The sequence below is a fragment of the Microbacterium awajiense genome (assembly GCF_039536545.1).
Classification (GTDB): Bacteria; Actinomycetota; Actinomycetes; order Actinomycetales; family Microbacteriaceae; genus Microbacterium; species Microbacterium awajiense.
Window position 1 is genome coordinate 250,476 of record NZ_BAAAYU010000005.1, and the last position, 19,661, is coordinate 270,136.

A 19,661-nucleotide genomic window follows, 5' to 3' on the forward strand; every position below is an offset into this window, starting at 1 on the left:
TCCTCATTCGTGTGTCGTACGGCGTCAGGGGGTCGGAGTGGGGGTGGGATCGGGCGGCGGTCCGGGATCGTTGGGATCGCACGTGGCCCCGAAGGTCGTGCTCGCCGGCGCGAGGCCCCAGCCGTGGGCACTCCAATCGACGTTCACGGTGATGCCCTCGACGCGTTCGGCACCCACCGGCACCTGCCACGTGCCCGCTTCGTGCGCGATCACGCGCCCGTTCTTGCCGTAGTAGGTCAGGCCGCCGTTGCCGAACGTGATCGCCGCCCCGCTTCCCGACGGCGCCTGGGAAGACGAGGACGAGCGGCCGAGCGCAGCGCCGCCGACGCACGAGACCGACCACGTCGCCTGCACTTGGTACGGCGCGCTTCCGGTGGAGGGCACGACGGTGGACCAGGCGGTCGCCGTGCCCCACCAGTCGTGCACGTAGCGCACCTGGATGCCGGGATCGCGACCGAAGACGCCGGTCGGGAACCCGGCGAACTCGACGTGGTTGCGGTTGGGCACGCGCTCCGACGAATCGGGCTGCGAGCGGATGACCCACTCCGCGCGCGATGAGCTGACCTCGGGCGAGCCGTCGACGGTGAAGGAGTACCCGCGCGGCGCACGCCCGGACTGCTGCGCCCGCACCGTCGCGGTGGTCGACGCGCTGCCGAACGACTCGCCGTTCCAGATCGATTCGACGCAGACGAGGAAGCGGTACTCCTCACCGTCGGGCAGCCCGCTGAACGTGGCGGTCTCGCCACCCGGCGCGACCGTGCACGACGATCCGTCGCGCACGATGCCGTACTGCAGCGTCGAGCCGTCGCCGTTGCGGACGGCCACCGCGCGGGCGGTCACCGTCGAGGTGCCGTCGCCGTCGGAGGACGAACTCAGCGTGAGCTGCACGTCGCGCGGTGCCCCGACGCCGTTGCCCGTCACGGTGATCGCCGCGCCCGACGTGCTGCCGCCGAGGCCGGGCGGCAGACTGAACCGTGAGACCGGGGTGATGGTGATCGCGCTGGCCGAGTTGGTGCCGACGCGGTACGACGGCACCTCGACCTGCGTCTGGTTCGGACGAACCGGGATGCGGACGCGGTCACCCGAGGCACTCGTGATCTCGAGACTGCCCGTCTGGCCGGGGTCGAGGTCGTCGATCGTGAGCGCGACGACACGGCCCTCGCCGCTCGTGGTGACGACGGGCCGCACCGTCACCGACCCCGGCGCGCCCGGCGCGTCGTACGCCCACGCGATCGTCTGCACCGACCCGCGCGAGGCCCCCACGGCGTTGACCGCCACGGCCTCGTACGTGCGCTGCTCGCCGTTGGGAGCCGCGATGGGCGGGCACGTGCCGTCGGCGGCGCACTGGGCGACCACCTGCCCCGCCGAGCGCACGGTGAATCCGGTGAGCGCGGGGTACGCCTGACGGGCTTCACCGGGATCGACCCGCAGCGTGAGGCTCCCATCGGCGAATCCGGTCTGCACGAGGCTGGCGGGCGCCTTCGGGTATCCCTGCAGGTCGAGCAGCAGACGTCCGTCTCGTTCCGCGTTGGTGCGGCGGCCCTGCGCGTCCTGCACCGAGAAGGTCGCCGTACACGTCGCACCGGGGGCGTCTGCGGTCCACGATGCCGCGATCGTCGAGGCCGACGCGACCGAGAAGCTCACGCCGACGCACGCACCGGTCGCCCGGACGTCGACGACTTCGAGGGGAGTCCGCGGCAGCGGATTCACCTCGCCGCCCGCTCCGATCACCGTGACGGTGCACCCCGAACCGGAAGCCTGCGAACAGGCCTGTGCGACCGACCCGCCCTGCGGCAGCGTCGACGGCGCCTGGCCGACGCGCAGGATCAGCCGCACCGGCTGCACATCGGCGTGGCTCGCGACCGACACGATCACGGCGTCCTCGGAGCCGGGTACCGCGCGGTCGGCGCCGGTGACCGTCACCACCGATCCCGACAGCGACACGGCGAACGCCGAGCCGCCGTAGTCGATCCGGTAGCGGATACCGGCCCAGTCGGCCCGCAGCTGCCATGTCGTCATGTCGCGAAGATCGAAGGTCGCCGTCTCTCCGGGGCCGACCGTCATCGATCCGGCGCGCAGCTCGGGCTGCGGATCGAGCGGGCGCACGTGCACCGGCACGGAGAGGTAGGTCCACTCGTCCTGGCCGGTGACGCGCACCGGAACGACGCACGCGTCAGCCCACGGCGCGCCGGGTCCGGCGTCGTACCGCACCGTGGTGCCCGATTCGAGCGTGCACGACGCATCGGCGCGTGCACCCGAGGTGCGCACATCGTCGCCCACTTCGAGCACGCTGCCGCGGGGCTTCGCCACCAGCGCGGCCATGTCGAACGACACGCTCTCGAGCTCGTCGACCTCGGGGGTCTGCGCGCCGGAGCGCAGCGCGAGGGTCAGGTCGTCGTCGCCGGGCACTCGCAGGAACGCGTAGGTCGTCACGTCACCTGAGGAGCCCTCGCCGGTGACGGCGAACGGAATGATGCGGGTGCGGTCGGCGAGGTCGCCGCGCAGCTGGCGTCCCGACGCGGCGACGCCGGGCGGGTCGCCCCACAGCGACACCTCCAGGTCGGAGACGTCGCCGCCCGACCACGTGACCTTCCCGTCGAGCACGTCCACGCCACGCGGGAAGTCGTCGCGGGTTTCGGCTGTGAGCACCGTGTCGTCGACGACGGGGTAGTCGGGCACGCTCTCGCGGACGACCTTGACGACGATGAGTCCGCGCCCGGTGTTGCCCGACGACGACTCGACGTCGTAGAGGAACGACATGGTCGCAGGGGCCGTGCCCGCAGCGATGACGACGGTGGTGTCATCGCTGTCTCGGATGCGCGCGTCGAGCCGGGTGTACTCGGGGTTGGGGCTGCCGTCCACGAGCGCAGCGGGCAGGTCGGGGCGCAGGCCGGTCAGGGCGAGCGTGCCGCCGGTCGGATCGACGTCGTTGGCGAGAGGACTCACGCGGATGGTGCGGTCGGCGCCCGCCTGCACCTGCACGTAGTCGGTGAAGGTGATCGGGCTCGGGTTCGATTGGCCGTCGAGCACGCCGATGCGCACGGTGCCCTCACCCGTCTCGCCGAACGCGTCGACGACGCGGTAGCGGAACGAGACCTGGCCGGCGTCACCGGGCACACTCGTGTAGACGATCGAGACGCCGTCCGGCGCGATCGCCGCCGACCCGCTGGACGGCTGGCTCACGATGCGGTCGAGTGCCACGACGTCGCCATCGGGGTCCATGCCGAACCCGTCGAAGTCCACGACGGTGCTCTGCCCGCTGAGCACCCGTCCGACGAGGGTGTCGGGAAGCGGGGCGCGGTTGGCGTCGTCCGCGAGCACCTGGATGCGCACGGTGGCGGTGTCGGCGAGCGAGGGTGCCCCCGTGGTGAACACGGCGTAGTCGACGCCGTACTCCCCCGGCTCGTCGGGCGCCAGGTATCTCAGCAGGTCGCCCGCGGCGAAGGCGAGCGCCCCATCGGTCGACGAGACGATCGAGGCCGGGTTGAGGGTGGGCCGGCCGCCGGCCGGCGAGATGTCGTTGTCGAGCACGGGGATGTCGATCTGCGAGCCTGCGCGCACGACGACCGTGTCGTCGACGGCGATCGGCGCGACCTCGGGCGCGGGCGGAAGCAGGAAGACCGTGGCTTCGCCGGCGACCGTCGCACCGGCGTCCTCGCTGCCGTCGCTGACGGTGTACTCGACGGTGCCGAGCCGCCCCGCCGCGCCCGTGGCGGTGGTGCCGGTCACCCGCAGATGGTTCTGTCCGACCGCGTCGACGACCAGTGACGCACCCGGGTCCGCGCGGCCCACGACGTCGCTGAGCAGCAGCACGCGTCCGGTCGGATTCGACACCGCGGCGAACACATCGAGCGTCGCGTCCTGCTGCGGCCGGACGAATGCGACGACCGGGGCGGTGGCCAGCTGCGGCGGTGCGTCCTCGGCGAGCAGCGTGATCCGCGCCGTGCCCGTGGCATCCGTCGTGCCGTCGGTCACCGTGAAGCCGACGCGGAACGTCCCGGGCTCGGCGGCCGTGAAGTCGAACGATGTGGTGCCGTCCACGACGGTGGCGGTCGCCGTCGCATCGTCGAGCACGCGGACCGAGTCGAGCGACATCGCTCCGGTCGTGCCCGTGACATGCGGCGCGACATCCACCGTGATACCGGTGCCCACGCTGTCGACGACCGCGAACGACTGGACGTGCATCGCGGGTTGGGGGCTGACGCGGATGACGAGCGGCTTCGTGGTCGTGCGCCCCCGGGTGTCCGACACCGTCACATCGATCGAGACGACCTGCTCACCGCCCGAGCCGTCGTCGGAGTGCTGATAGACGACGTCGCCCGCCGGCGTCGCCGCGACGCTGCCCGACGCGTCGGCGCTCGTCGCCGACAGCAGCAGCAGCGGATCACCCTCCGGGTCGACCCATCCCGACAGCACGGGCACGGTGACCGTGCCGCTGCGCGCGACCTCGGGCGTCGGCCATTCCTGCAGGCATCCCTCGACGCCGCACCACTGCGGGGCGGAGTCCTGTGTCTCCGAGGCGACGGTCAGCGTCACGGTCGTCGGCGCCGACAGCAGGCCGCCGTCGGTGGTCCCGTCGTCCACGGCGTACCGGAAGGCCGCGGTTCCGGAAGCCCCCGGCGCGGTGCGCACGGCGAGGCGTCCGCCGTCGTCGGTGATCGAGACGGTGCCGAATCCCGGGTCGAGACCGGTCACCGACTCGGGATCGATGCTGAGCACATCCTCGTTGGGGTCATGGTCGTTGAGCAGCACGGGCAGAGTCACCAGGCTTCCCGCACGCACTCCGAACTCGTCGGGTTCGGCGATGGGCGGCTTGGGATCGATGACGAGACTGAGCTGCTCCTCGCTCTCGACCGCGTCGGGGTCGCTGCGGTCGTCGAGGGTCCAGTCCTGACTGGAAGCCACGAGCTGTCCGTCGGGTACGGTCCAGACCCACCCCGTACGCGTCTCGTTGAGGATCACGGCGTCGTCGCCGGCGACGAGCACGGGTCGACGCTGATCGGGAAGCGACTGGCCCCCGTAGTCGAGCGTGGTGGAACCGCCCGAGCTGCTCCACAGCGTGCCCGGGGCGTTCCCGCGCGGCAGCCACGCGGCCAGAAGGGCGCCGTCGTGGACGATGGGCTGCGCCGGCGCACCGAGCACCGTGGTCCCGGTGCCGAAGACGAGACGCGGCTGGGTACCGTCCACAGGCACCTCGATCAAGGACGTCTCGTCGACGACACGCACGACGCTCGCGCCCGGATCCGGGGCGGCGACCACGACGGTGCCCGTGGTCCCCGCAGAGACCGGTCCCTCGGAGCCGCGCACCCAGACCTGCCCGTCCTCGGTGTCGACCACCGCCCACGTGTCGCCGGCGGCCGTGACCTGCGGAGAGCTCAGCCCCTCGGGCTGGAACGCGTCGCGCTGGCGCACCTCGGATGAGGCGATGTCGTAGCGCAGCACCGACCCGTCGGCCGCAGAGACAGCGAACAGCGTTCCCCGCGCATCCACGGCGATCGCCTCGGCCGCGTACTGCGTCGCATCGTCGTCGTCCGAGCGGAACGGGTCGAGGACGGTGGCGTCGCCGGTCGACAGGCGACCGACGTAGACCGCACCGGCGTCGGTCCGGTACGCCACGAAGTCCCCGGCGGTGGCGACATCGGTGGTGCCCGCCGGCGTCGACGGCGACGCGCGCAGAGTCTGCTCATCGAGGTCGACCGGCATGGCGGCATCGATGCGGGTGAGTTTGCTGAAGCTCTCGCTGAACAGGAAGGCGCCGTCGGCGGTGTGCACGACCTCGCTCGGGTTGCCGACGCTGCGAACGGTGTCCAGCTCGCCGATGGTCGTGTTGACACGCGCGTACCGACGGCCGTCGCCGGTCTGCAGAGCCCACACCGAGGCGTCGACCTTGGGCGTCTCCTGCGCATCGAGCCCCGGCCACACCACGCTGATGCCCACGATGAGACCGACCGCCGCCAGCCCCGCGGTCAGCCCGGCGACGACACCGCGCCTCACGAGAACGCCCCCATCGCCGCCGCCACCGCGACCCCCGCCCCGGCCACGACGGCGAGCGCACCGACGCCGACCAGCCACGGCAGGGCGCGGCGCCCGCGCGGGGCATCGGCCGTGAACGCGGTCTCTTCGTCGCGGGCGAGCCCCGCGATCCCGGCGCTCTCCCGTGTCTTGCGCGACGAGGGGCGTTCGATGCGACTGCGCGCGGGTCCGCGCATCGACTCGTCCGCGAAGTCGACGGAATCCGTGGTGGGATGCCACTGGTCATCGGCGACCTCGAGCGGTGTGCGCGACCAGCCCTGGTCGGCCTGGACCTCGCGGAAGGCCTCTCCGAGCTCGCGCGCCGAGCCGTAGCGCTTGTCGGGGTCCCGCGACATCGCCCGGGCGAGCACGTCCTGCAGCGCCGGCGGGACGTCGGCGCGCGCGATCTCGCTGTAGGAGGCACGCGCGATGCGGCGACGCAGCTGCTCCTTGGAGTTCTGGCCCTTCTCGCGGCGCTCGAACGGACTGTGCCCGGCCAGCAGCGAGTACACGGTCGCCCCGAGGCTCCACACTTCGCTCGAGACGGTGCCGGGCGTCGTCTCGGCGATGACCTCGGGCGCGCTCCACGGCACCGACATCGCGAGCACCTCGCTGTCGGCGCGACGCGTGAGCGATGACGAGATGCCGAAGTCGGCGAGCACGGGAGCGCCGAATGTGGTGATGAGGATGTTGCTCGGCTTGACGTCGCGGTGGACCAGGCCTGCGCGGTGCGCTGATTCCAGGGCGCTGGCCATCCGCACGCCGATCGCCAGCACCTCGTCGACCGGCAGCCGCTCGACGCGGTACCGCTGCGCGAGTGAGCCCGGGCAGTACTCCATGACGATGTAGGGCCGCCCGTCGGCCGAGATACCCGCCTGGTAGACGGTGACGATCGAGGGATGGGCCGACAGGTGCGCGAGCACATCTGCTTCGGCGTTGAACATTCGCCGCAGATCGGGATCGCGCACGTCCGCGGGGAGCACCTTCACGGCGACGTCGCGGCGAGGCATGTCCTGCTCGTAGAGGAACACGTCGGCGAACCCGCCGGAGCCGAGCGGACGGATGTACGTGAGACCGGGCAGGATGGGCGGAGCAGACGGCAGGCGGTGGGCCACCGATCCCTCCCCCGGAGTCAGCCGCCGGGACCCGGCGGGGTGTGCGCGAATGCGCGACGGAAACCCGGCCATGCTAACAAAGCGAACTCCGTGTTCCGCTCAGGGTTGTGGACGCGACGGTCAGGCGCTCGACGCCTCGCCGGGGTCGAACGGCGCGTCGAGGGACTTCGTCAGCTCGTCGAGCAGCGCCTCGATCTGGGGCTCGACGTACTCGGCGAGCGCGGCCTGGATCCGAAGGCGATGGTGGAGCAGGATGCTGCACACCTCACGGCCCACCATGTTCGCGTAGTCGTCGGCGAGGCCGACCTCCTGCCGCAGCGCGGCCTTGGCCTCGTCGCTGAGCGGCGGCAGCGCGGGGACGTCCGCGTCGGCCTCTTCGGCCATGCCCGCGATCGTGAACAGGAACGGCGCACCCGGCACGGGATCGGGGTCGAGCGGCATGCCTTCGAACTCGGGGTCGAGCCCTTCCGATGGACGATACGTGCGCGCCCTGTTGCGCGCGGCCTGCTGATCGAGCTCGGCCTGCAGCATCGGCAGATTGAGCGCGGTGTACTCGGCGACGGCGTGGTCGACGATCGTCTTCATCCGGGTCGAGAGCCCGTGCTGCACGCCGTGGGGCACGTCGGCGCCGAGCCCTGCGGCCGAGAGCACCGGCGAGCCGAAGCAGCGACGGCACGGTGCGACGCGACCGCGGTGGGTGGCGGGCTCCCAGCGCGGCAGCCAGCGCAGCCAGGCGTCGACGGCCTGGCTCACCTGCGTCTCCAGCGAGCGCTCCACCCTTCCACGGTAGAGGCGAAGGGCCGTGGATGCATCGCCACCCGCCGCGACACGGCGCGTCGCGCGCTAGTATTCGTCCTCCCACGGCCATTTCGGCCGGTGGGCGCGCGTGCGCACCAGGGCGACACCCGCCCAGCCGCACACCAGCGCGGCCCCGGCGATGACCGCCCCGAACCAGCTCGTCGCGAGCATCCCGACCGCCGACGCGGCCTCACCGGGGCTCGCGACCGAGAGCGCACCCAGCCCGACGCCGGCGAGGTACGCGAGGAACGCCGCCGCGGCTGTCACGGGCGCCGACCAGTACGTCGGGCGCGGTCGTCGTACGCCGACGAGGAGCGCCCCCGCGAAAGCGAGCACCGAGAAGGCGACCCCCAGCACGCCCGGCAGCTGGCCGAGGTCGGGCACGGCGATGACATCCTCATCGAGGGCGAGGCTGGTCATTCCCAACCCGAAGACGACGAGGGCGAGGTCGGCGGCGGCGGCGAGAACGACCGCGAGGGCGGGGCGGACTCCCGCGCCGCCCTCGTGGTCGGTCATGTCACTGGCGGACGAGCTGGGGTCCGGCCTCGAGCGTGCGCTCGTACTCGCGCTGCGCCTCGCGGTTCAGCTCGGTCACCCGCTTGCCGCGCGCGGCCACCCATGCGCCGTACCAGATCGTGAGCTCGCGGGCGAAGACGAAGGCCGCGACCGACAGCGGCACGAGCAGCTGACTCTCGACGAGTGCAGCGCCCTCGCTGGCCGTGAGCATCCAGAACGGCGCCTGGAACAGCTGGCCGAGCAGGTGACCGCCGTACGCGGCGACTCCGACGAGGAGTCCGAGGTGCACCCAGATGCCCCAGCGGCCGCGATTGACGATCGCGCCCAGCAGCCAGAAGGCGATGAAGAAGACCACCGTGGGCACCCACAGCGACCAGGTGCCGAGAGCGGCCAGTGCCGTCGAACCGACGTTGTCGGCGGTGACCTCGCCCGAGACGGCTCCGACGATGAGCCCGGTCGCGAGGTACAGCGCCGCGAAGGTCAGGGCGGCGAGCAGCCCGATCGCGCCTGCTGCGGCGCGGTTGCCCCGGGGGCGCGGCGCCTCGGGCGCCTGCACGAAGATCGGCTGCGGCGCGGCGACGGCGGCTCCGGCGGCAGGCTCGCTCGAGGTGACCGCGGGAGTGTCGTACGCCGTGGTGGCGGTGGCGTCCGCGGCGGGTTCGGTCCAGACCTTCGTCTCGGCGTCGGGCTCGGCCGGGACGTCGGCGACCGGCTCGGCCACGACGGTCTCCTCGACCACCGTCTCCTCGACGACCGGCTCCGTCGACGGCGACGCGACGGGCGCGTCGTCCACCACGGTCTCCTCGACGACCGTCTCCTCGACGACCGGCTCGTCCACGGCATCGCGGCCGGCGGCCTCGGCATCCGCGAGACCCTCATGCGCGCTGCCGACGACGTCCTCGTCGCCGCCCGGCTCGTCGACGGGTTCTCCGTACGTGGCCTTGGGATCGCTCATCGGGTGCACTCCTCACGCGGGGTCGGTCCCCGTTCTGCGAGGGTATCCCGCACATGAGCGCTCACCGCGCAGGCGTGCCGTGTCGCCCGCGGGTGCGACCGGGTTAGGGTGACGACATGTCGCGACGACGGATCCTGCTCGGCGCGGCGGCCGCCGTCGGAGCCGCCCTCGTGCTCGCCGCGTGCGCACCCGAGCCGGGCACGCAGACACCGAGCCCGCAGCCGGGGTCATCGACCACGAGCACGCCGACCCCCTTCGGCAGCCCGGTTCCGACGCCGACGACCGACGACGGCGCGACCGCGCACGGCGGCATCCCCGACGACTGCCGCGCGATCCTCAGCCCGGGCGTGCTCGCCCAGCTCGAGGGCGTTCCGCTCAACGACACCGGGATGAACCCGTCCGGTCCACAGCCCGACGGGACGCTCGTCTGCGTATGGGGCGAGGCGGGCGACGAGACGATGCGGCTCACGACGACGATCAGCGGATTGTCGCGTGGACCCGCGCTCGACCTGCTCAACGAGCTGTTCGACGAGGGCTTCACGTGCTACCAGCCCGATGAAGGCACCCGCTGCGAGACCGCGAGCGGCAGCGGCGCGGCCATCGAAGGACGAACGCTGTACTACCTCGACGACGTGCTCATCGACACCACCTTCGTCGGTATCGCGCCGAGCGGCTACACCGACGCCATCATCGCCGCGATCCACGGCTGAGAGGGCCGCTCACCGCCACACGTGGGCGGCCAGGCGCGTCGCGTAGTCCTCCGGATGCCACCGCGTTTCGACGCTCGACAGCCACAGGCCCCCGCTGAAGACGTGACTCTCGACCACCGAGCCGCGCTCCCGCGAACACGACAACCCGCCGAATCCCTCGGCGCACGCGAAGCTGTTCGCGCCGAGCATCTGCGCAGCCGCCTCGCCCGCCGCGGGATCGACGACCGCGAGGGTCGAGACCACGGACTCCCCGGACTCGGTGCGCCACGCGCACGCGACCCGCACCGTCGGCGAGGCCGCCTCGACGAGTCCGGGCGTCGCGGTCACGGGCGGTGCGTAGTCCTGGGTGAGCAGAACGTCGCCGCGCCACACCATCTCGGACCACAGCCGATCGGGGTACAGCGCCCGGCAGTCGAGGTCTTCCGACGCCGCGATCTGCGCCGGCGAAGGCTCGGCCGTCACCTCGGCCGCGCGGGTGGTGGCATCCCGCAGGGTGTCGCCGGTCCAGGCGACCACCGACGGCACCATCGGCACGGCCAGGTAGACGAGCGCACCGACGATGCCCGCGCACAGCAGCCCCGCGGGCACGGCGATCCACAGATTCCTGCCGCCGATGCGCGCCATGCCGCCCTCCCCCTCCACGGTCGCCCCGCGTGCAGCGCAAGCCGTGCCGACACGCCGTGCGACGACGGCGAAGGGCCCCGGGGTGGTCCCGGGGCCCTTCGCAACATGTTGCCGATCAGTTATACGACGTGAAGTCGCCGTCGGTGGAGAAGCTGTCGAAGTCGACGTAGCTCAGATCAGCGTCGCTGTAGGCGCCGTCCGAGGCGAAGATGCGGTTGGGGTACCGCTCGCTCTTGGCCTCCTCCGTCGCCTCGACCGTGACGTTGCGGTACTTCGCGAGTCCGGTTCCGGCGGGGATGAGCTTTCCGATGATGACGTTCTCCTTGAGGCCGACGAGCGGATCGCTCTTGCCCTCCATGGCGGCCTGCGTGAGCACGCGGGTCGTCTCCTGGAACGACGCCGCCGACAGCCACGACTCGGTGGCCAGCGACGCCTTGGTGATGCCCATCAGCTCGGGGCGTCCCGAGGCGGGACGCTTGCCGGCGGCGACCGTCTCGCGGTTGATCGACTGGTAGCGCTTCGCGTCGACCATCTCACCGGGCAGCAGGCTCGTGTCGCCGTGGTCGACGACCGTGACCTTGCGCAGCATCTGGCGCACGATGACCTCGATGTGCTTGTCGTGGATCGGCACACCCTGCGAGCGGTACACGCCCTGCACGCCGCCGACGAGGTACTTCTGCACCTCGCGGGCACCCTGCACGCGCATGACCTCCTTGGGGTCGAGCGTTCCGACCTGCAGCGGCTGACCGACCGTGACGTGCTGGCCGTCCTCGACCAGCAGCGTCGCGCGCTTGAGCACGGGGTACACGTGCGCCTCGTCGCCGTTGTCGGGGGTCAGGATGACCTTCTTCGACCTGTCGGTCTCTTCGATCGTGATGCGACCGTCCGACTCGGCGATCGGCGACGCCCCCTTCGGGGTGCGAGCCTCGAACAGCTCCTGCACGCGGGGAAGACCCTGCGTGATGTCATCGGCCGAAGCAGAACCACCGGTGTGGAACGTACGCATCGTCAGCTGGGTTCCGGGCTCACCGATCGACTGGGCGGCGATGATGCCGACCGCCTCGCCGATGTCGACGATCTTGCCCGTCGCGAGCGAGCGGCCGTAGCACTTCGCGCAGACACCGACGGCCGAGTCGCACGTGAGCACCGAGCGCACCTTGATGGACTCGATGCCGCCCTCGACGAGCTTGTCGATGAGCACGTCGCCCACGTCGTCGCCGGCGGCTGCGAGCACGGCGCCCTGGGCGTCGACCACGTCGGCGGCGAGCGTCCGCGCGAACACCGAGTTCTCGACGTTCGGGTCCTTCACGAGGCCGCCGTCGGCGTTCATCGTCGCGATCGGCAGGTCGAGGCCCTTGACGGTGCCGCAGTCCTCCTCGCGGATGATGACGTCCTGCGACACGTCCACCAGGCGACGGGTGAGGTAGCCCGAGTCGGCGGTGCGCAGCGCGGTGTCGGCGAGACCCTTGCGGGCACCGTGCGTGGCGATGAAGTACTCCGCCACCGACAGTCCCTCGCGGTACGACGAGATGATCGGACGCGGGATGATCTCACCCTTGGGGTTGTTCACCAGGCCGCGCATACCGGCGATGTTGCGGATCTGCAGCCAGTTACCACGGGCGCCGGAGCTGACCATGCGGTTGATCGTGTTGTCGGCGGGGAAGTTCGCCTTCATCGCGACCTGCACCTCGTCGGTGGCCTCGGTCCAGATCTTGATGAGCTCCTGACGACGCTCGGCGTCGGTCGTGAGGCCCTTCTCGAACTGCGCCTGGGCCTTCGCCGCGGCCTTCTCGTGCTTGGCGACGATCTCGGCCTTCTCGGGCGGGGTGAGGATGTCGCTCAGCGCCACGGTGACACCCGAGCGGGTGGCCCAGTGGAAGCCGGCGTCCTTGATCCGGTCGAGCGTCGCGGCGACCTCGACCTTCGGGTACTCCTCGGCCAGCTTGTTGACGATCTGCGACAGCTTGCCCTTGTCGGCCTGCTCGCGCACGAACGGGTAGCCCTTGGGCAGCGCGTCGTTGAAGATCGCCTGGCCCAGGCTGGTGTCGACCAGGCCGTGGCGCTCGTAGCCCTCGGGGCCTTCGCCCTCGAGGAACGTCAGACCCGGGATGCGGATGCGGACCTTGGCCTGCAGGTCGAGGGTGCCCTCGTCCTTCGCCAGGATCGCCTCCGACACCGACCCGAACACGCGACCCTCGCCGGCGGCGCCCTCGCGCAGCGTCGTGAGGTGGTGCAGACCGATGATCATGTCCTGCGAGGGCAGGGTCACCGGGCGGCCGTCCGACGGCTTCAGGATGTTGTTCGACGCCAGCATCAGGATGCGGGCCTCGGCCTGCGCCTCGACCGACAGCGGCAGGTGCACCGCCATCTGGTCACCGTCGAAGTCGGCGTTGAACGCCGCGCACACCAGCGGGTGGAGCTGGATGGCCTTGCCCTCGACCAGCTGCGGCTCGAAGGCCTGGATGCCGAGGCGGTGCAGCGTGGGCGCGCGGTTGAGCAGCACGGGGCGCTCGCGGATGATCTCCTCGAGCACGTCCCACACCTCGGGACGCGTGCGCTCGACGGCGCGCTTGGCCGCCTTGATGTTCTGCGAGTGACCGAGATCGATCAGGCGCTTGATGACGAACGGCTTGAACAGCTCGAGCGCCATCTGCTTCGGCAGACCGCACTGGTGCAGCTTGAGCTGGGGACCGACGACGATCACCGAGCGGCCCGAGTAGTCCACGCGCTTGCCGAGCAGGTTCTGGCGGAACCGGCCCTGCTTGCCCTTGAGCATGTCGCTCAGCGACTTCAGCGCGCGGTTGCCGGTGCCGGTGACCGGGCGGCCGCGACGGCCGTTGTCGAAGAGTGCGTCGACGGCCTCCTGCAGCATCCGCTTCTCGTTGTTGACGATGATCTCGGGGGCACCGAGGTCGATCAGGCGACGAAGGCGGTTGTTGCGGTTGATCACGCGGCGGTAGAGGTCGTTCAGGTCGGAGGTCGCGAAGCGGCCGCCGTCGAGCTGCACCATCGGGCGCAGTTCCGGCGGGATCACCGGGACGACGTCGAGGACCATCGATGCGGGGCTCGTGCCCGTCGTCAGGAACGAGTTGACGACCTTCAGGCGCTTGATGGCGCGGATCTTGCGCTGGCCCTTGCCCTCCGAGATCTGCAGGTGCAGGCTGTCGGCCTCGGCCTGCAGGTCGAACGCCGCGAGGCGACGCTGGATCGACTCGGCGCCCATGTAGGCCTCGAAGTACTGTCCGAAGCGGTCCTGCAGCTCGTGGAAGACGTCGTCCTCGGGCTTGAGGGCGCCGACCTCGAGGGTGCGGAAGTCCTCCCACACGCGCTCGAGCTTCGCGATCTGCTCGTCGGCACCCTTGCGGGTGGCCGCCATGTCCTTCTCGGCGGCGTCCTTGACCTTCTTCTTCTGGTCGGCCTTGGCGCCCTCCTCCTCGAGCGCCGCGAGCTCTTCCTCGAGCTTGGCCAGACGCGCGGCGATGCGGGCGTCACGGCGGTCGCCGAGGTTCTTGATCTCGAGACGGAGGTTGTTCTCGTGCGTGGCGAGGTCGCGGTGACGAGCATCCTCGTCGACCGAGATCACCATGTAGGCGGCGAAGTAGATGACCTTCTCGAGGTCCTTCGGCGCCATGTCGAGCAGGTACCCCAGGCGCGAGGGCACGCCCTTGAAGTACCAGATGTGGGTGACGGGCGCGGCCAGCTCGATGTGGCCCATCCGCTCGCGGCGGACGGAGGACTTGGTGACCTCCACGCCGCAGCGCTCGCAGACGATGCCCTTGAAGCGGACGCGCTTGTACTTGCCGCACGCGCACTCCCAGTCGCGGGAGGGCCCGAAGATCTGCTCTCCGAAGAGGCCGTCCTTCTCGGGCTTCAGGGTGCGGTAGTTGATGGTCTCGGGCTTCTTGACCTCGCCATAGGACCAACGACGGATGTCGTCGGCGGTGGCCAGACCGATACGAAGCTCATCGAAAGTTGTTGCGTCGAGCACTGGTTCTCCTGTGTCGGAATTCTGTGTGAGTCGAATCGGTCGGGTCAGATCTCGTCGATGGACGAGGACTCGAACCGGGTGGAGAGGTTGATGCCGAGCTCTTCGGCGGCGCGGTACGCGTCGTCGTCGGTCTCGCGCAGGTTCACCGCGGTGCCGTCTGCCGAGAGCACCTCGACGTTCAGGCAGAGCGACTGCATCTCCTTCATGAGCACCTTGAAGGACTCGGGGATGCCGGGCTCCTGGATGTTCTCACCCTTGACGATGGCCTCGTACACCTTGACGCGGCCGAGGATGTCGTCGGACTTGATCGTGAGGAGCTCCTGCAGCGCGTACGCGGCACCGTAGGCCTCGAGTGCCCACACCTCCATCTCGCCGAAGCGCTGACCGCCGAACTGCGCCTTACCACCGAGCGGCTGCTGGGTGATCATCGAGTACGGACCCGTCGAACGCGCGTGGATCTTGTCGTCGACGAGGTGGTGCAGCTTCAGGATGTACATGTATCCGACCGAGATCGGAGCCGGGAACGGCTCGCCGGAGCGGCCGTCGAACAGCTGCGTCTTGCCGCTGGAGTCGATGAGGCGCTCGCCGTCACGCGTGGGCAGCGTCGAGTCGAGCAGACCCGCGATCTCCTCCTCGCGCGCACCGTCGAACACGGGGGTCGCGACCTTGGTGCCGGGCGCAGCCTCGCGAGCCACCTCGGGGAGCGTCGCCGCCCACTCCGGGGTGCCCTCGACCTTCCAGCCCTGCTTCGCGATCCACCCGAGGTGCGTCTCGAGCACCTGGCCGAAGTTCATGCGGCCGGGGATGCCGAGCGGGTTGAGGATGGCGTCGACCGGGGTCCCGTCAGCGAGGAACGGCATGTCCTCGACCGGGAGGATCTTGGCGATGACGCCCTTGTTGCCGTGGCGACCGGCGAGCTTGTCGCCTTCCGTGATCTTGCGCTTCTGGGCGATGTAGACCACGACGCGGCGGTTGACGCCCGAGCCCAGCTCGTCGTCGCCCTCCTCGGCGTTGAACTCCTTGACCGCGATGATCGTGCCGGCCTCGCCGTGCGGGACCTTCAGCGACGTGTCGCGCACCTCGCGGCTCTTCTCGTTGAAGATCGCGCGCAGCAGGCGCTCCTCAGCGCTCAGCTCGGTCTCGCCCTTGGGCGTGACCTTGCCGACGAGGATGTCGCCGGGACGCACCTCGGCGCCGATGCGGATGATGCCGCGCTCGTCGAGGTCCTTCAGCAGGTCGGGGCTGACGTTGGGGAGGTCACGGGTGATCTCCTCCTTGCCGAGCTTCGTGTCGCGCGCGTCGACCTCGTACTCCTCGATGTGGATCGACGAGAGGGTGTCGTCCTTCACCAGGTCCTGGCTCAGGATGATCGCGTCCTCGAAGTTGTGGCCCTCCCACGGCATGAACGCCACGAGGAGGTTCTTGCCGAGCGCGAGCTCGCCCTCTTCGGTCGCCGGGCCGTCGGCCAGCACCTCGCCGACCTCGACGCGGTCGCCCGCAGAGACGATGACCCGCTGGTTGTAGCTCGTGCCCTGGTTGGAGCGGTCGAACTTGCGCAGGAAGTACTCCTTGGTGCCGCCCTCGTCGAGCTGCACCGAGACCACATCGGCCGAGACCTCGACGACGACACCGGCCTTCTCGTTGATGATGACGTCACGGGCGTCGACGGCGGCGTAGCTCTCCATGCCGGTGCCGACCAGCGGCGACTCGGAGCGAACGAGCGGCACGGCCTGACGCTGCATGTTGGCGCCCATGAGCGCGCGGTTGGCGTCGTCGTGCTCGAGGAACGGGATGAGCGACGTCGCGACCGACACCATCTGGCGCGGCGAGACGTCCATGTAGCCGATGTCCTCGGCCGGGAACAGGTCGACCTCGCCGCCCTTCTTGCGGGCGAGCACGCGGGTCTCCTGGAAGTGGCCGTCGGCCTTCAGCGGCGCGTTGGCCTGCGCGACGATGAAGTTCTCCTCCTCGCTCGCGGTGAGGTAGTCGATCGTGTCGGTGACACGGCCGTCCTCGACGCGGCGGTACGGCGTCTCGATGAAGCCGAAGGAGTTGACGCGCGCGAACGACGCGAGCGCGCCGATCAGACCGATGTTCGGGCCTTCCGGCGTCTCGATCGGGCACATGCGGCCGTAGTGCGACGGGTGGACGTCGCGCACCTCGACACCGGCGCGCTCGCGCGAGAGTCCGCCGGGGCCGAGCGCCGAGAGGCGGCGCTTGTTGGTCAGACCCGCGAGCGGGTTGTTCTGGTCCATGAACTGCGACAGCTGCGAGGTCCCGAAGAACTCCTTGATCGCGGCGACGACGGGCCGCACGTTGATCAGGGTCTGCGGCGTGATCGCCTCGATGTCCTGCGTGGTCATGCGCTCGCGGACGACGCGCTCCATGCGCGAGAGACCGGTGCGCACCTGGTTCTGGATCAGCTCGCCCACCGCGCGGATGCGACGGTTGCCGAAGTTGTCGATGTCGTCGACGTCGAGACGGATCTCGGCGGGCTTGCCGCGACGGATGCCGTCGAACGTCGTGTCGCCGCGGTGCAGGCGCACCAGGTACTTGATCGTCGCGACGATGTCCTCGACGCTCAGCACCGACTCGGTCAGAGCCGACTCGAGACCCAGCTTCTGGTTGATCTTGTAGCGACCCACCTTCGCCAGGTCGTAGCGCTTGGGGTTGAAGTAGAAGTTGTCCAGCAGCGCACGCGCGGCCTCGGCGGCGACCTGCTCACCCGGACGGAGCTTGCGGTAGATGTCGCGGAGCGCGTCCTCCTTGGTGAGGATCGTGTCCTTCGAAAGCGTCTCCTCGATGGAGTCGAAGCCCGCGAACTCGCTGAGGATGTCTTCGCTGGAAAGGCCCAGGGCCTTGAGGAAGACGGTGACCGACTGCTTGCGCTTGCGGTCGATGCGCACGCCGACCTGGTCGCGCTTGTCGATCTCGAACTCGAGCCAGGCGCCGCGGCTGGGGATGATGCGGGCCGAGACGATGTCCTTGTCGCTGGTCTTGTCGGGCGTCTTGTCGAAGTAGACACCGGGGGAACGCACCAGCTGCGAGACGACGACACGCTCGGTGCCGTTGATGATGAACGTTCCCTTGGCGGTCTGGAGCGGGAAGTCGCCCATGAAGACCGTCTGCGTCTTGATCTCACCGGTCTGGTGATTCATGAACTCGGCTTCGACGTACAGCGGAGCGGCGTAGGTCTTGCCGCGCTCCTTGCACTCCTCGATCGAGTACTTCTCGGGCTCGATGTAGGGGTTGGTGAACGAGAGCTGCATGGTCTCGCTCAGGTCCTCGATCGGCGAGATCTCCTCGAAGATCTCCTCGAGGCCGCTGATCTCGGGCACGTCCGTACGACCGGCGGCCTTGGCCTCGGCGACCCGGGCCTTCCAGGTGTCGTTGCCGACGAGCCAGTCGAAGGACTCCGTCTGAAGCGCCAGCAGGTCGGGGACCGTCAGCGTGTCGGAGATCTTGGCGAACGAGAGGCGGGGTGCGCCTCGGCCGTTCTTGGTGGTGGTGGGGTTGGATGCGTTGCGCGCAGCAGCCAAGGGGATAACCTCCATGGGCCCGAGTGGGCTCGATTCCTTGTCGTAGGGGCTGAACGCTCGGTCATCCCCGAAGCCCGGCGCCGCTACCCGATCGCGGTTGTCCGCGGGACGGGGGCGCGCAGGCACAGCCGACCACCATATGAAGGCAGGGGGAATCCAGGAGCGCAACTACCGACTATACGTCCATTCCGGCTGCGTGTCCAGTCCTCGCCTTGACGAGCCTTTCATCCTCCGGTATAAGTCGCGCGAACACGGGGATCCCCAGGCACCGCGGCCCGGGGATCCCTGTGTTCGCGGGTCTCAGCCGCCGGTGCCGCGACAGGCCATGCCGGGGTTGATGCCGATGTCGATGCCGGCCCTCTTGAACATGCCGTAGTTCTGCACGCCGTGGAAGCCGTGCTTCTGATTGCCGCGCACAGCCAGCGCGTCATCGTCGAACATCGGGTCGTAGCCGGGCGACCCCGGAGCGTTCTCGATCGAGTCGAGCGTGTCCAGTCCCGAGTACACGCACTCGGACGCCGCCTTCCCCGGTGCCCCGATCGGATCGCCCTTCCCGTTGACTTCACCGGCCATCGCGGCGCCGCCGCTGCCGAACACCAGCGCGACGGCCGCAGCCGCGCACACCAGAGCCTTCTTCATCGCGTTCCCCTTCCCAGGTGAGGTACGCCCGATGCACCCAGACCACCGGGCGGGAGACACCCGCATCGGTGCCGCCATCGCGGGACGATACTCCCGTCGGAGCGGCGGCGGAAGAGGGGGTTCGGCGCCCGCGACGGCCGGCCTCCCTTGTCGGCCCGCGCAGCCCGCTGCTAGCGTGGCGCGCACCGACGAACACGACTGGGGGACGGCCGTGAACAGAAGGAACACACGCGTGCGCGCGCCTCGACGGATGCTCGTCGCCGGCGGGGTGGTCGCGATCGCGCTGGCTCTGACCGGGTGCGGCGACATGCAGCCCGAGGATCTCAACGATCTGTTCGACCAGGCCCGCGAGGCCATCGACGAGGTGCAGGAAGCCGTCGAGGACACCCAACCCGACCAGGGCGATCCCGAGTACGAGGAAGGCATGCGCGAGGCGCGCGACGACTGGGACACCTACCAGCAGCCACCGCCCGACATCGAACCGCTCGACGACGACCCCTACGCGTTCCATTCCACGGACGGCGACGGACAGCAGTCCGCGACCGAGGAGTACCACTACGACGGAGAGCACGAGGACGAGCTCTCCGACTGGTACTCCCGCGAGTACGGGTCGGAGCCGACCTCCAACGCCGACGGGACCGAGCAGACGTGGGAGGACGGCGGCTCCAAGACGACGGTGAAGCGCAATTTCGACGGCACGGTGAGCGCGAGGACGACCTGGTACAAGCCCTGACCTCTGGTGCGGCCGGGTCGGTCGCGCCATGA

At 70.0% G+C, this 19,661-nt stretch carries 11 protein-coding genes; 2 read left to right on the forward strand and 9 right to left on the reverse strand.

All coding sequences use genetic code 11. The features are described from left to right. Window positions 1-24: 24 nt before the first annotated feature. The 5 genes from ABD663_RS08000 to ABD663_RS08020 form a co-directional block, all read right to left on the reverse strand. Window positions 25-5,994, reverse strand: a complete 5,970-nt coding sequence (locus tag ABD663_RS08000) for an Ig-like domain-containing protein (RefSeq protein ID WP_344737451.1) — start codon at window positions 5,992-5,994, stop codon at window positions 25-27. Next, on the reverse strand, window positions 5,991-7,127 hold the full coding sequence (locus ABD663_RS08005) for a serine/threonine-protein kinase (protein WP_344737452.1): 1,137 nt from the start codon (window positions 7,125-7,127) through the stop codon (window positions 5,991-5,993). Before ABD663_RS08005 ends, ABD663_RS08000 begins: the two co-directional genes overlap by 4 nt. Before the next feature lie 120 nt (window positions 7,128-7,247). Continuing rightward, window positions 7,248-7,904 carry a spermidine/putrescine ABC transporter substrate-binding protein gene (locus ABD663_RS08010; protein WP_344737453.1) on the reverse strand — a complete coding sequence of 219 codons (657 nt, stop codon included), beginning with the start codon at window positions 7,902-7,904 and terminating at the stop codon, window positions 7,248-7,250. Window positions 7,905-7,970: 66 nt separating this feature from the next. Continuing rightward, complete coding sequence (locus ABD663_RS08015) at window positions 7,971-8,441, reverse strand: hypothetical protein (RefSeq protein ID WP_344737454.1); 471 nt, start codon at window positions 8,439-8,441, stop codon at window positions 7,971-7,973. Between the two features lies 1 nt (window position 8,442). Continuing rightward, complete coding sequence (locus ABD663_RS08020; protein WP_344737455.1) at window positions 8,443-9,396, reverse strand: ABC transporter; 954 nt, start codon at window positions 9,394-9,396, stop codon at window positions 8,443-8,445. Window positions 9,397-9,512: 116 nt separating this feature from the next. Here ABD663_RS08020 and ABD663_RS08025 point away from each other — a divergent pair, with 116 nt between their 5' ends. Beyond that, the gene (locus ABD663_RS08025; protein WP_344737456.1) at window positions 9,513-10,106 is read left to right on the forward strand and encodes a hypothetical protein; all 594 of its coding nucleotides are present in this window, start codon (window positions 9,513-9,515) and stop codon (window positions 10,104-10,106) included. 9 nt (window positions 10,107-10,115) lie between these two features. On the opposite strand, the gene ABD663_RS08030 is transcribed toward ABD663_RS08025, so the two are convergent. From ABD663_RS08030 to ABD663_RS08045, 4 genes are all read right to left on the reverse strand, one after another. Further along, a complete protein-coding gene (locus ABD663_RS08030) occupies window positions 10,116-10,730 on the reverse strand; it encodes a hypothetical protein (protein WP_344737457.1) in 615 nt (204 codons plus the stop codon). 115 nt (window positions 10,731-10,845) lie between these two features. Next, the gene (gene rpoC, locus ABD663_RS08035) at window positions 10,846-14,718 is read right to left on the reverse strand and encodes a DNA-directed RNA polymerase subunit beta' (RefSeq protein ID WP_344737458.1); all 3,873 of its coding nucleotides are present in this window, start codon (window positions 14,716-14,718) and stop codon (window positions 10,846-10,848) included. A gap of 44 nt (window positions 14,719-14,762) precedes the next feature. Beyond that, complete coding sequence (gene rpoB, locus ABD663_RS08040) at window positions 14,763-18,257, reverse strand: DNA-directed RNA polymerase subunit beta (protein ID WP_344737459.1); 3,495 nt, start codon at window positions 18,255-18,257, stop codon at window positions 14,763-14,765. A gap of 300 nt (window positions 18,258-18,557) precedes the next feature. Next, window positions 18,558-18,896 (reverse strand): hypothetical protein, encoded by a 339-nt coding sequence (locus tag ABD663_RS08045; protein ID WP_344737460.1) that lies wholly within the window; start codon window positions 18,894-18,896, stop codon window positions 18,558-18,560. Window positions 18,897-19,128: 232 nt separating this feature from the next. Between ABD663_RS08045 and ABD663_RS08050 the strand changes: the two genes are divergently transcribed. Continuing rightward, on the forward strand, window positions 19,129-19,629 hold the full coding sequence (locus ABD663_RS08050) for a hypothetical protein (protein WP_344737461.1): 501 nt from the start codon (window positions 19,129-19,131) through the stop codon (window positions 19,627-19,629). Window positions 19,630-19,661: the final 32 nt, after the last annotated feature.

What these genes read in the sequence shown, in the direction of transcription:
- ABD663_RS08015 (WP_344737454.1), bottom strand. Translation starts at nt 8,441, where the DNA reads ATGACCGACCACGAGGGCGGCGCGGGAGTCCGCCCCGCCCTCGCGGTC.
- ABD663_RS08020 (WP_344737455.1), bottom strand. Translation starts at nt 9,396, where the DNA reads ATGAGCGATCCCAAGGCCACGTACGGAGAACCCGTCGACGAGCCGGGC.
- ABD663_RS08025 (WP_344737456.1), top strand. Translation starts at nt 9,513, where the DNA reads ATGTCGCGACGACGGATCCTGCTCGGCGCGGCGGCCGCCGTCGGAGCC.
- ABD663_RS08030 (WP_344737457.1), bottom strand. Translation starts at nt 10,730, where the DNA reads ATGGCGCGCATCGGCGGCAGGAATCTGTGGATCGCCGTGCCCGCGGGG.
- ABD663_RS08045 (WP_344737460.1), bottom strand. Translation starts at nt 18,896, where the DNA reads ATGAAGAAGGCTCTGGTGTGCGCGGCTGCGGCCGTCGCGCTGGTGTTC.